Raw genomic sequence first — 13,899 nt, 5'->3', positions numbered from 1 at the left:
TATGCTGGTTTTACTCGTACTCTGGAACGGTATGTGGTTTCAAACCTTTTAGCTGCTGCTGTTTTGGTACCCAAAAACGCTCACGCATAACGGCATCTTCAGCCCATTGATAGGCCGTAATTGGTGCATTAGGCACATTACGAATACGTTTATTGACGAGTAGAGCACCAGGGTATGCAACTAACCCTACGTGATACACATTTTTGGTCATTTCATGGTTTAACTCACCAATAAGATCCGCTTGCTTTTTATTATCTCGCTCAGCGAAAATTTCATGTGCCAAGGTAACCATCTTCTGCTCAAACGGTTGCAGGACCTGCGGATTATTTGCCGTGCCTCTGTGCCATACCGGACCACTTTGTGCAATCGGCGCTAACCATTCCATGCGCTGCATTGGCACAATCAGTTCTTTATCACTACGGTTTAATCGCCAATCAAAATCGCCAGCATCACGCGCAGAATCGCCTTGAACACTATCGAGTAATCTTGGAATCAACTTAATACCGATATCTGCCATCATCGAAACTAAATTATCGTTAAACACACTGTCTGCGGTGCCATTGCCGCTATTGAACACAATTTCTAAATCGTCACCGTGATTAATATCGTCTGGGAAATTAACCACACCATTCCCATCAGAATCCACGAGTCCAAGTTCCGCCAGATATTGCTTGGATAGTCTTGGGTTATATGGGTAATACACAACATCACTTTGTCGATAGAACGCCGTCTCAGGATGCAAGCCTCCAGCGTATTCAGCCGTGAAAGGACCTTTTACCAACGCCTGCCCGAGACTTTTTCGATCAATCGCATGAGAGATCGCTTTGCGAAACTTAAGCTTCCGATTCAATTGGCGAATCGCCGCCTCTCGATCATCTCTAACCGATAACGTCGGATTCATATTCATTTGAATTTGGAAAGCTAGATTGCGTGGGCCAAACATTGCACGCGTCGGGGAGTTAGAGGCGGCAAGTTTACGCAGTGTTTCGATGTAGATTGGAGGATTCTCCATATTCGAAAAGTCTGCACTACCGGACATTGTTTCCAGTGTTCTCGACTCCCAGGTCGAGAGTTTGTAACGCACCTCATCCATATAGGGCAATTGATTGCCCTTCTCATCCACTTTCCAATAATAAGGATTGCGACGAAGCAGTATGATTTGATCTTCTTTGTAACTCACGGGAACCCAAGGCCCCATGGTAACCGTAGGCACCTCATTCGCCGGCAATGCATTGCTAAAATCTTCAAAGGTCGCTTGGTTGTTATATTTAGGATGTAAGGGTTTTAAAACATGGGCAGGGCCTGGACAAAACGTCATAAATGCCATGTTATAAAGTGCTTGGTTTTGAAATGGCTTATTGAAAGACCAGCGAATGGTATACTCATCGATAATAGTCAGTTTGGCGCCGTCACCCAGCGCATTTTGAGAAGAGAACGACGGAACTCTTGGCTCTAAAACCGTATCTTCCCAGTAAAAACGTACATCCTCTGAAGTAAATGGCACCCCATCAGACCACTTGGCACCTTTTAGCAGGTGCATAGTCAACGTCTTACCATCCTTTGACCACTCCCAGCTCTGGGCTAAGTTTGGCAACACCTGTAATTGATCCGTCTTGAGCTGATACATGGGACCTGTGCGGGTTAAACATTGCTGTACAATATAGTTAATACCACCCCAACCTTGAGAGTGGGCAGCTGACCAATTCCACCCCTGCGGACGCCCTCCGGTTACCTGGCGTAACACACCACCATAAACACCAACACCATCAGGCATTGAAGCGGTTTTCATGACCATAGGAGCCTCAGGTAAACGCTGCTCAACAGGCGGCAGTTTGCCTGTCTTTACGTAATTATCCGTGAGCCATTTCGGCTCTGAGTAATGGTCAAGTTTTTTAAACTCAAAAATTTGATCTGGAGAGAAATATTCGATCGACAAGCGATTCGGGATTTCAGGCGTGCTCGGAATTTTTGTAGCCCCTTCTGGCAGCGCTTCTGATAAAACAGGAAAACACATAGATAAAATTGATAGTCCTAATAGATGCTTATTATAATTCATCATGCTCTATCCTTTGATATTTAATGTAGGTTACATATTATTTGATTTATAGATTCAACTTATCCGACTCTTGAGCTGTCATCAATTCGAGTTGTATTCCGACGTCACCATTTATTACTTTTCAAGAGTAAATAGGATTACTTTCTCATACCAAGAAAATTTTCTTATAAATAAAAAATCGAATAACCCCAAAGATTTTTAAAGTAAAATTAGTACGTACTTAAACCTCATCTATAAACGTTTATAACGAAGATATCCATTTTCACATACGGGTGTGTCGGTTTAGAGATGGAGTATATTTACTAATATCAATGAGTACGTTTAAACATTATATGCATAGTAGTTAATAATGAGTAATAAAATATTTATGATAAAAAATCATTTAATACGATAACAATCTATATAGAAAAACATGCCCATGCGTAAAAATGAAAATGAATAAGCCATCATTGACCTGTAAAATTCAACGATGACTTAAATTTACATACATCTAAGTAAGGTTAAAACGCGTAATAGAGTCGAACTCGCATTCCATAATCGTCATCTTCTTTAAAATATTCATTCGGTAATGACTGAGTTAACTTACTGGAAATAGCCGTGTAATACGAACCTAAAAGGATGGAAAAGTCCTTAATATCCAGAGTATCCCTAAATGCATACGAAGCGTAGATTGTTGCAACTTCGACGTTACCATCAACCCAGCCTGACAACTCTTTATTATTGTATTCATTATCTGCATAGACATAGCCGATACCAACGTTATCCCAAACCATATTTATGCCAGAACTAAAATTCGTCTCATCTACGGCATCTAAATAGGCGACATTAACATTAATTGACCAATTATCATTAGACCAGTTACCAGTGAGTCCATAACCAGTGCGCTGTGAAATATCTACTCCATTGGCAACGACCGAATTGGAAACCAAATTGGATTCCATTGCAGCAGAGAAGCGGAACTGCCCCAAAGAGTAAGCAATAAGAGGACGAATTAAAAATGAATCTTTGCTTTTATCAATCTCATGGCCGTGATAACTTCCATCAATACCGTCTCTAAATAAGTTAGATCGGTCCCCCATCATTGAACCCACTTCGATGTACAAATTGTCAAAAGTTTGGTGATACATTAATTGACCATCCGCTCCGCGGCCACGGGCTTCTTTCATTTGGTAAGTATAAGCCCAACCATCAGTGTAAAGATCGTTAGCAGTATCGCCCGAGTACTCTAGAAATACATCCAAGCCAACAGGAAACATGTCAGCAGCTTCAAAACGACCAGCTTTAACTGCCCACTCATCTTTTTTACCAAACTCAAAGTAGGCATCATCTAATACAACATTACCCGTACTTTCAAATAGGGGTTGAGCTTTGACACCAACAAAATAGTCATGATTGGAGTATTTTTCCCCCGCAAATTCAATAAGTACCCGCCCATCTTGGTTAAACTCTTGGTCGCCTGAAACATTTGACTCTCGATCTCGATAGTTAAAATTTAACTCAACATTACCAGCAATAGCAAAGTTACCTCGTTCATTGTCAATGATACTGATACCCGCGTTTGCTGATAATGAAAATAGTACAGTGGCAGAACCTAAAAATAATTTATGTGCTCTATTCATAATTTTACCTATAGTATTATTTTTTATTAGTTAATAAAATTTAGATAATAAAAACCTTGCCCTTATGTCAAAGGCCATTATTTCGTTATTTGGATAAAGTTATCGAAGTAGATAGTTAATTATAAACTTAAAATAGAATTTTTGAGTTATTTTCACCTCCTTTGGTTATAAAGGTACCTAATTTAATAATTCCACATTCACTTATCACATCGCTCGTATAGACTTAAAACCATATCTTAACATCGTTTCTTCAACTTTATTTTTATCAAACCCATTGTGCAGTCTATAGAATTTTTTATATATAATAATACTTGCTAACATTAATAATGTGGGTAGCCATATCATCATAAACTCTAATCCAGAGATAGTTTCTGTAGTTTGAACTGCATTTGGAATATATCCGACTAATGATAACCCGACACCAACAACAAACCCGCCAGCAGCTCCGGCAAACTTCACTAACATTGTTTGCACGGAAAAAATAACACTTTCACTACGATGTCCTGTCTTATATTCACCATAGTCGACAACATCCGCTAGCATGACAGTTTGAAGTGCGTTTGTTAATCCTACGCCAAATTTAATTGCCCCACCTGATAGCGCGACTAAAAAGACACTGCCCGGAAAATACGTGCACATAACCAATAGGGATAAACTTGATAGGATTGGAAAGCTCATCGCAAATAACCATAAATTTTTTCGCGGAATTATTCTTGCGATGCGAGGCAATAAAAATACCCCAGCAACTTCTGATATCCCTGAAACCATCATGTAGATAGAAAATAACTCCACTTTATTCAATGCGTAAGTAAAATAGTAAATGGCAAATCCACCTACAATCATATTCGCAATTTGAAAGGTCAACACAGAGCTAATTAAGGCTTTTAATTGATCATTAGACTTTAAAATATAAACAACATCTTTTAAGTTAAATCTCGCTGTTTTTTGGTCAACAGTAGTATTCTCTTTAACATTTCTCGCCACCAAAAAAGCACTCATAATAAATAAGACCGCCACTAACAATGCAAGATTCGAAAAACCTTCACCTTGATCGCCATTTCCCAACTTTTTGATTATCGTTAAACCATAAGTCCCCGTGACAAACCAAGCCATACTGGCAAAAATACGCGGCCAAACAACAAGTTTCTCTCTTTCCTGACGGGAACTGGATAGCGCAGGTATCATAGACCAAAATGGAATATCCATTATGGTATACGTTAATCCCCATAAAATATAAGCAGCCGCTGCATATATATAGAGAGGTGTGCCTTCAAAGGTATGAGTTCGGAACAAAGCAATAAGCACCACGGAGTTTAGAAGTGTCCCAATAACAATCCAAGGGCGAAACTTTCCAAACCTCGAGCGCGTGTTATCCACGATCATTCCCATTATCGGGTCCGTCACCGCATCAATGACTCTCGCTGCGAGAAATATGGTCCCTATAAAACCTGCCGAAATGCCAGCGACATCGGTAAAATAAAACATTAGAAATATATAAATTGGCGCACAAGCAAAGTCTTTACCCAATGCTGCAAGCCCGTAGGACGCTTTGGTTTTTATGGTTAATTTACTAGACATGTTACTACCCCATGTTTGCCATCGATATACATATATCGATGGCACATTATGAACAACCAGTCCTGCCTTCCTTTATTAAAATGGGCAGTTAACTGATTTTTTCAGCTTTAATTAATATTGCCGTTTCCGGGTCTAATATCGGCATACTTAATCCCACTTCCTTACACCATTCACCACTCAATTCACATCCTTCTTTGCTCCACGTCGGTTGAAAAACCACAATATCGTTATAGTTTTTCGGTTTATCGAGAATATAAATTCGATACGTCGAATTACTATCTAGCCCAAGGATTCGAAGGTTACCGCTCAAAGAGTGTGTTGGCATTGCACTCTGTGTAACCATAACAACGGCTTGTGATTGATCCTCTGAAACCACCGACAACACCTGATGTGCTGGATCATCCGTTGGGGTGCGCCACATTGTTCCTGTGTGTAAAAGCGATCTTAATTGTTTGTGCAGTGCAACATAACGAGCAAAATGCGCTTTTTCCTCGCCATCTTCTTTAACCGGATCAAGCTCAATTCCCATATGGCCAAACATTGCTGTGACCCCACGGAACTCAATACTATGACGGCGGCGCGTACAATGACATTTGTCTGCACCAATATGGCTCCCCATGACTTCTGGCGGGAAGAAATAGCTCATTCCTCTTTGGATCCCTTGCCGTTCTAGCGCATCATTATTATCCGAAGCCCAAAAACGGTCCGTGCGTTTTAAGATCTCGTAATCAATGCGACCACCACCACCAGCACAAGACTCAATACTCACATGAGGAAACTTCGCTCTGATCTTGTCGACTAATTGATAATAACGTTCTGTCTGTTTACACCCAGACGCCACGCCATCGTGCGCAGGCTGAACAATTTCTCGATTCATATCCCACTTTATATAACCAATATTGTAAGCGCTTAGGAAATAATCCAATCGCTCATATAAGAAGTTGAAGGCATCATCATTCTGTAAATCAATAACATACTGATGTCGACCTGTGGGCTGTTCATAACCATCAACAGCAAGTAACCAGTCGGGATGCGCACGGTATAAATCCGAGTTTTTATTGATCATTTCGGGCTCAAACCATAGCCCAAACTCCATCCCCAACTGATTGACATGCTCGACAATTGGCAACAGACCCTTTGGATATTTACGTTCGTCTAAAAACCAATCACCAAGCGCTGCCGAATCATCATTCCGACCTTTAAACCAGCCATCATCAATAATAAAGCGCTCAACACCTAACTCAGCCGCTTGCGAAGCCATTTCCATGATATATTCAGGTTCGTGATCAAAATAAATGCCTTCCCATGTATTTAGGTGTACAGGGCGGGGCTTATTTTTAAAATCATCAGCCAGAACCGATTCCCTTACATGATCATGAAAATGATGGCTCATTTGATTAAGGCCGTTTTCGCTATAACTGGCATACAACCATGGTGTAGATATGCTTTCCCCTTTTTCAAGCGAAATCTCTCCAGGAAAATAAATCACTTCAGCTTGCATCATTCGACGACCGTCCGTTTTCACATCAGCGCGAAGTCGATGATTACCACTCCAAGCAAAATGAAATCCCCAAACCTCTCCCTGAATCTCACTAAAATTAGCCGTTCCGCAAACCATAGCGGGATAGTGTTCATGGGATGTACGACCACGTCTATTCTCTTGTTGATAACCATTGTGAAGTAACGGCTGACGTTGAGTTTGGAACTCTCTTGCCCAGCGTCCATGAAATGTCATCAACTCAGTGGTTCTTGCGGGTAATGGCATCGAGTTTGCGAAGCGATTGACAAAGTATTTGCCTGACTTGGTATTGATTAAAGTGTGGCGTGTTTTCACGACATCAAATTCATCAAGACAAATCTCAGTTAGCAAACTTAATCCGGCCCGTTGATCTTCGCTAGTAAGGCTCAGAATATCGCCACTTTTCTCGACGTTTTTTAGGAAGAAGACAGGTGCCCAATGATGACCATCACGATGGCCTTCTAAGCCAGGGCTACTAAAGACACCACGACCTAATTCAGGCAATGTCGTCATGGCAACATCGTTATCTAAACGTCCATGGGGAATTGGACGATACAAAGACTGACGGAAACTTTCTAAGCTTCCAGAGATTTTCTTACCCCAATGGAGAATTTCTGCAAAATCACCGACCTCAACAACCAGCTGAGATGATGTGCCATTTAACTGGAACAGTGTTTTTTCTTTCATGACATCTTACTCGACATATGACCAACGATTAACGTGTAATCAAATTAAACGACTCTTGTTTTGTCATCAAATCGAGATAAAAGCTCAAGTCACCGAACCTTACTTTTTCAGATTCTTAAGATAAAAAGCTGAAACCCTTATCCTTGTTGTCGTGAAAATCTGCTTCTATGATTTCTTTTACTACAAAGGCTAAAGCAAAGATCGATCACATATTAACGAAATACTATCTGATAGGCTGAAACATAAAGCTTACTTTTTGGCACAATGAAAATGCTTTAGGGATAAATGAGCATGAATAATTTGAAAGTGTTTCAGTCTGAAAACGTCAACTATTTAGTCAATGACCTGCGTTTTGCACCATTACTCGACGTCGAGACAGAGTTGAGTTTTGAACAACGCAAACCTTTTTATATGGCCGAATATCATTGGCATCAACAAATTGAGATTAATGTGCTTCACAAAGGCACTCTCGAATATGCAATTAATAATGCCAAGGTCCAAATCACGGCCGGAGAGATGGCCGTATTCTGGGCAGTGACACCGCATCGAGTAAGCAAAGTCAGTGAGGATGCTATGGTGGGTATTATCAATATCCCCTTGAGCGCTTTTCTGGGTTGGGTATTACCACAGGAGTTCATGCAACAAGTTATGCACGGTGGAGTCATTACATCCTCAACCGATGGGGTTGTCAGTCTTGCTGAAAGTAATCGCTGGCTTAGTTGCTATCACAATGAAAATAGCGTGCGAAACCGAATAGTCAGTGATGAAGTTTGCTTAATGTTGCGACGTCTCTGTTCATTCGACTACAAGGTGGAAATGTTTAGTTTCCTTCGTAATGGCTCATCTCGCCACCCAAGTGATACTGGTTATAAGAACGTCCAGTTGATGTTAGACTACATTGCCAAAAATCATAATAAAGATATTAAAGTTGATGACATTGCGGCTCATGTAAAACTCCACCCCAAATATGCGATGGGATTATTTAAAAACATGCTCGGTGTCTCGATAAAACAGTATCTAATCATCATGCGAATTAATCATGCAAAAGTATTGCTGAGTAATACGAGAAACCCTATAAAAAATATAACTAACGACAGCGGCTTCAAGCATCCAGGTTCTTTTTTTGCTGCGTTTAAAAAACACGTCGGTATTACACCTCAGGAATTTCGCGATCAAACCATGTGAATAACTCGCATCTCTTTGAAGCATATCGATTACAAAGAACCTTATACCGACTTGATAAATGAGCGGTTTCGCATAGGAATGAATGGCATTAATTGGTAGCCTACTTAAACACCCACTTCGTCAGCTTTCAGGAATTCACATGAATAACTTTACCTATTTTAACCCAACTAAAGCGCACTTTGGTAAAGGGCAAATAGCGACTCTCAAAGAAGAAATTGCAGCGAACAGCCGCGTTTTGCTCACTTATGGCGGCGGCAGCATCAAGAATAATGGCGTTTATGACCAAGTCATCGAAGCGCTTAGCGAATGCACTGTTGTCGAATTTGGTGGCATTGAACCTAATCCACACTATGAGACCCTAATCAAAGCCGTTGAGATCGCAAAACAGCAAAATATCGACGTGATTCTTGCGGTGGGCGGAGGCTCTGTGATTGATGGCAGTAAGTTTATCGCTGCAGCCGCCTGTTATGAAGGCGATTACTGGGACATCATCACGACAGGTGGAGGGTGTGTCACTCGAGCTTTGCCTTTAGGCTGCGTGCTAACATTACCTGCAACCGGCTCTGAGATGAATCGAAACAGTGTCGTGACACGTGCCGCCACACAAGACAAATTGTCTTTCGGCTCTGATCTGGTTCGCCCTGCCTTCTCTATTCTTGACCCAGAAACAACGTATTCGCTTCCACCAAGACAAATCGCGAACGGCGTTGTCGACAGCTTCGTTCATATCATGGAGCAATACATGACCTACCCGGTCAACGCTAAAGTGTCAGACCGCTTTGCAGAAAGCCTATTGCTTAATCTATTAGAAGATGGACCTGAGGCGCTCACTAAGGCCGAAGATTACGATGTGCGCGCCAACTTAATGTGGACCGCCACCATGGCGCTGAATGGAACGCTCAAAAATGGTGTACCAACGGACTGGGCCACTCATGCAATCGGTCACGAACTGACCGCCTTATATGGGCTCGACCATGCGCAGACTCTCGCGATAGTTATGCCTGCACTGTGGCGCTACAAAAAAGCGCAAAAGAAACACAAGCTGCTGCAATATGCTGAGCGAGTGCTGAATATCACTGCCGGTACAGACGATGAGAAAGTGGCGCAAGCCATCAAGAAAACCGAGGATTTCTTTATCCAAATGGGTAATCCGGTGACATTAGCAGCGTACAATCTAAGCGCTGATGCTATCCCTGCGGTTAAAGAAAAACTCATTGAACACGGGCACCTTGCGATTGGCGAACATCAAGATATTACCCCGCAAGACGCAGCGGAAATTTTAACACTCGCTTTATAAGCGTATTCGCGCCCAAGATACACGCCTGCCGGTTAGTCTATCTTGGGTGTTTTTGTATTGAGTGACATTTTAAGCCAACTTCCCCTCATCGATGCTTATTAGGGCGAGTCTTTCTCGCTATCTCTCTGAACAAAGAGAAGATTTCACTAACAATGATTAAACCGAAATTGGCCGAATTTTGGCTAATGAATGTGGCAACTCTTTAATCGTCCTCCTATAGTTTATATAGCGATAAATTGGAATCATCGACGGTTAGGTGCACTCAATGGCAAACCCCCTGTTTTCAAAGAAATCAGTCCCTAAATCAGCACAAGCTAAAGTAACAGACATTAAGCTAGACGAAGCGCTTACCCCATGGAAAGTCGCGCTCATAGATGATGAAGATGATGTTATTTCAATTTCAGAGATGGTTTTAAAGCGTGTACTGGTCGACAGTCGCCCGCTCGAATTTTTGAAGGCCCATTCGGCTCAAGAAGCCAAAGACCTCTTTGAACAACACTCAGACATAGCGATAGCGCTTGTCGATGTGGTTATGGAAGACGATCATGCCGGGCTCGATCTTGTGAAATGGATACGGGAAAGTAATAAAAACACAACGACTCGACTCGTGCTGCGTACAGGGCAACCTGGCGAAGCGCCTGAAGAAGATGTGATACGTGATTACGACATTAACGATTACAAAAATAAGGCCGAGCTGAATTCCACCCGCTTAAAAACCACGATTTATGCCGCGATTCGCTCATACCGAGATATTCTCGAAGTTCAGCATGGGCAAAAAGGGCTTGAAGATGTGGTCAGTGCCACCACTCGCGTGCTGCAATCTGCCAATAGTGAAGAGTTTTGCATTCGAGTCTTCAAAGAAGCGAACGATCTGCTCGGGCAGGAAACGGGGGCCTTTTACCTTCACTATCACTTAATCAATGCCTTGGGCAATGAAGAACAGATCCAACTCGCGTATGATGGCTCGCGCTATCACATCGATACTCACCTTGAGCACGACATTTACCCAGACTCGGTTAAAAAGACAATGAGCCAAGCGATATCCAACCATAGTAATGTTGAGCAGGACGATAGGCTGTGTAACTTTACTCAGCTTTCTGAAACCAGTTCATGTGTCTCCTTGGTAAGCCTTGCTCATCCCACCACGTCACTCACACGCCGTCTACTCAATGTGTTGCTAACTAAAGTTTCTATTATCTTTGAAAATCTCACTCGCCTTGAAGATATTGAACGAACTCAGCAGGAACTAATGTACATTCTTGGTGAGGCGATCGAGAAGCGCAGTAAAGAGACGGGGTCACATGTTCGCCGAGTTTCGCTCATCTGTGAGTTTTTAGCCCAGCGTTTAGGTTTAGACGAGCACTTCGTCCAGCTTGTCAAACATGCAACACCAATGCATGACATCGGAAAGATAGCAGTACCAGAGCGTATTTTGCACAAACCAGGCAAATTGGACGGTGATGAGTGGGAAGTCATAAAAACACACGCCCAAGTAGGCTATGACCTACTGTGCAACTCCAAACGCGCTCTTCCTCAAATTGGTGCTCGCATCGCTTTATATCACCATGAAAAATGGGATGGTTCTGGCTACCCCTCCGGTCTTAAAGGCAAAGAAATTCCTATCGAAGGCAGAATCATGGCCATCGCAGATGTAATCGACGCGTTAGCCGCACGCCGCTCATACAAAGAGCCTTGGCCGCCACAACAAATTCTTGCTCTCCTTAAAGAAGAACGGGGGCGTCATTTTGATCCGGAAATCTGCGACATTGCGGTTGACCATTTTGACAACATTATGGCGCTAAGGGCGATTTACCCAGATGATGAATAGCCTAACCTCTAAAACATTCAACATAGAGAGGGGTCAAACCCTCTCTTTTACGTTGAATACTAATTTAAATTCCACACCTTGCCCTTCAATACTACGGCACTCAATCGTGCCACCCAGTGCGTTTGTCACTATGTTGTAAGTCACATTCAAACCAAGCCCCGTCCCTCCATTCACACGGTTAGTGGTAAAGAATGGATCGAAGATACGAGGAAGGTTTTCTTTATTAATGCCTTTACCATCATCCTGATATGTGAGAGTAAAGCGAGTGTCACTCTGTTCTCTTACCGCAATAGTGATCCTTCCATCCGACTTTTCACTAAAGCCATGATAAATCGAATTGACGATCAAATTCGTGAGGACTTGAGAAATTAACCCGGGATTTGCGACGACATTGTAATGATTGGCGCAATCTAACTCGATATGAGCATTCGCTTTTCGGGTCACTGAACTTAAACTAAATATAACCTCATCAATATATTCTTTGAAATTAATCGCTCGATCTTCTTCACTGGTTTGGTCGACAGCAATCTGTTTAAAGCCTCTGATTAACTGCGCCGTTCTCTCCAAGTTTTTATTGACGATATCAGACAGCTCAGTGGCACTATTTAAAAAGCTTTCAAACAGCGCTTCATCAAGCTCCCCGTTTTGATAGCGCTTACGGATTGCACTAATTTCGTCGATAAACTGGCTAATCCCCATTAACCCGACCCCGACAGGAGTATTGATTTCATGAGCGACCCCTGCCACTAGCGAACCCAAACTGGCCATCTTTTCTGATTCGACCAGTTTGTCTTGGGTTTGCTTTAGGTTTTCGAGCATATGCTCAAGGTTAGTGTTTGACTGATCCAGCTCAGCATTACGATGATACAGTTTGAGTTCCAAACTTTTCTTCTCAGAAATATCGCGAATCACTGCATAAATCGAATCCACGCCATTGAGCGTCACTTTGGTAATAATCACTTCGGTCCAAAACTCTGTACCATCGGTTTTCTTGTGCACCCATTCAAATCTCGCACTCCCTTTGTCTAACGAGTCCATAATTAACGCTTTTGCAGCATCTTTAGAGGGGGTTCCGTCTGCTTGAAAGTGAGGAGAGATATCTTTGGGATGCAAACCAATGACTTGCTCTTTACGCTCAAAACCAAACATGCTTAAAAACGCCTTGTTGCAATCGGTGTATTTTTGACCATCAAAGATGCTTAACCCATCCATCGACTCATTAAATAGGGTTTCAAAAATCTCTTTTTGCTCGGCCAGTTTCAGCTCAAGGTCTTTTTTCTCACTAATATCACGCCAATTGGCATGCACAACCACCTCACCTTCAAGGTTCATTCGCGTAATGATGACTTCACTCCAAAAGGGTTCGCCATTAGATTTTTTATGAATCCATTCGAAACGCACACTCCCTTCTTCATAACATTGGTTGATGTATTCCATTCCCTTCTCTACCGACAACCTACCATCGAACTGATATTCCGGTGAGAAATCAAAAGGCGTTCGGCCAACCAAGTGCTCTTTCTTTTCGAGTCCAACCAAGTCCAGCATGGACTGGTTACAATCCACAAAAACGCCATCCTTAAAAAGTGCTAAACCATCCTTGGAATGCCTAAATACGGTTTCAAAACCGCTTGCTTGCGTATCTATCTGCTTCATTTGCCATCCGAGTCCATGCAACACGTTGAAATAACGTATCTATTAAAGAAATTAGCAAAGAACGCTGATAATTCCACTCAAAAATGCTAGGTTGTTAGACATCGGCAAAAGTACAGAGTGCAAAGCGTTCACGGTGCCCTAGACACTAAAAAGCTAGCTTGAGATCTTTAGGCCAATAACACCACACACAATCAATAGGATACTGACCAACTTGGTGACACTCAGCGCGTCTCCAAACAGCAATACACCAGAGAAAACTGTCCCAAGCATACCGATGACGACCCAAACGCTATACGCTAAGCTCATGGGTAAACTTTTCATCGATAGACCAAGCAAGCCGATGCTGAGAAAGAGGAAAAAAACAGTAAGGAAGGACACAAACGGTTTGGTAAACCCTTGTGTATATTTAAGCCCTACAGCCCAAGCAATTTCACTTAAGCCTGCAAGAAATAAAATGAACCACGCCATATACGATTA

The 13,899-nt window shown here is 42.2% G+C and carries 9 protein-coding genes; 3 read left to right on the top strand and 6 right to left on the bottom strand.

Annotated features, from left to right (window positions below; translation table 11 throughout):
- Nucleotides 1-10: 10 nt before the first annotated feature.
- From M1D72_RS03130 to M1D72_RS03115, 4 genes are all read right to left on the bottom strand, one after another.
- Nucleotides 11-2,059 carry an ABC transporter substrate-binding protein gene (locus tag M1D72_RS03130; RefSeq protein ID WP_390195579.1) on the bottom strand — a complete coding sequence of 683 codons (2,049 nt, stop codon included), beginning with the start codon at nt 2,057-2,059 and terminating at the stop codon, nt 11-13.
- Nucleotides 2,060-2,556: 497 nt separating this feature from the next.
- Nucleotides 2,557-3,675, bottom strand: coding sequence for a carbohydrate porin (locus tag M1D72_RS03125; protein ID WP_456295533.1), 1,119 nt, complete (start codon nt 3,673-3,675; stop codon nt 2,557-2,559).
- Between the two features lie 204 nt (nt 3,676-3,879).
- On the bottom strand, nt 3,880-5,253 hold the full coding sequence (melB, locus tag M1D72_RS03120; protein WP_390195583.1) for a melibiose:sodium transporter MelB: 1,374 nt from the start codon (nt 5,251-5,253) through the stop codon (nt 3,880-3,882).
- Nucleotides 5,254-5,341: 88 nt separating this feature from the next.
- Nucleotides 5,342-7,459, bottom strand: a complete 2,118-nt coding sequence (locus M1D72_RS03115; RefSeq protein WP_456295532.1) for an alpha-galactosidase — start codon at nt 7,457-7,459, stop codon at nt 5,342-5,344.
- A gap of 291 nt (nt 7,460-7,750) precedes the next feature.
- Between M1D72_RS03115 and melR the strand changes: the two genes are divergently transcribed.
- From melR to M1D72_RS03100, 3 genes are all read left to right on the top strand, one after another.
- Nucleotides 7,751-8,644 carry a transcriptional regulator MelR gene (melR, locus tag M1D72_RS03110; RefSeq protein ID WP_456295531.1) on the top strand — a complete coding sequence of 298 codons (894 nt, stop codon included), beginning with the start codon at nt 7,751-7,753 and terminating at the stop codon, nt 8,642-8,644.
- 139 nt (nt 8,645-8,783) lie between these two features.
- Nucleotides 8,784-9,941, top strand: a complete 1,158-nt coding sequence (locus tag M1D72_RS03105) for an iron-containing alcohol dehydrogenase (RefSeq protein WP_456295594.1) — start codon at nt 8,784-8,786, stop codon at nt 9,939-9,941.
- Between the two features lie 265 nt (nt 9,942-10,206).
- On the top strand, nt 10,207-11,769 hold the full coding sequence (locus M1D72_RS03100; RefSeq protein ID WP_456295530.1) for an HD domain-containing phosphohydrolase: 1,563 nt from the start codon (nt 10,207-10,209) through the stop codon (nt 11,767-11,769).
- A gap of 33 nt (nt 11,770-11,802) precedes the next feature.
- On the opposite strand, the gene M1D72_RS03095 is transcribed toward M1D72_RS03100, so the two are convergent.
- Both M1D72_RS03095 and M1D72_RS03090 read right to left on the bottom strand, forming a co-directional pair.
- Nucleotides 11,803-13,422 carry a PAS domain-containing sensor histidine kinase gene (locus tag M1D72_RS03095; protein ID WP_456295529.1) on the bottom strand — a complete coding sequence of 540 codons (1,620 nt, stop codon included), beginning with the start codon at nt 13,420-13,422 and terminating at the stop codon, nt 11,803-11,805.
- 153 nt (nt 13,423-13,575) lie between these two features.
- A complete protein-coding gene (locus tag M1D72_RS03090; protein WP_456295528.1) occupies nt 13,576-13,890 on the bottom strand; it encodes a DMT family transporter in 315 nt (104 codons plus the stop codon).
- Between the last annotated feature and the right edge of the window lie 9 nt (nt 13,891-13,899).

This window comes from Vibrio sp. AK197 (assembly GCF_053903115.1).
The sequence above is the reverse complement of the archived record's forward strand: the minus strand, read 5'-3'. Positions and strand labels throughout refer to the sequence as shown.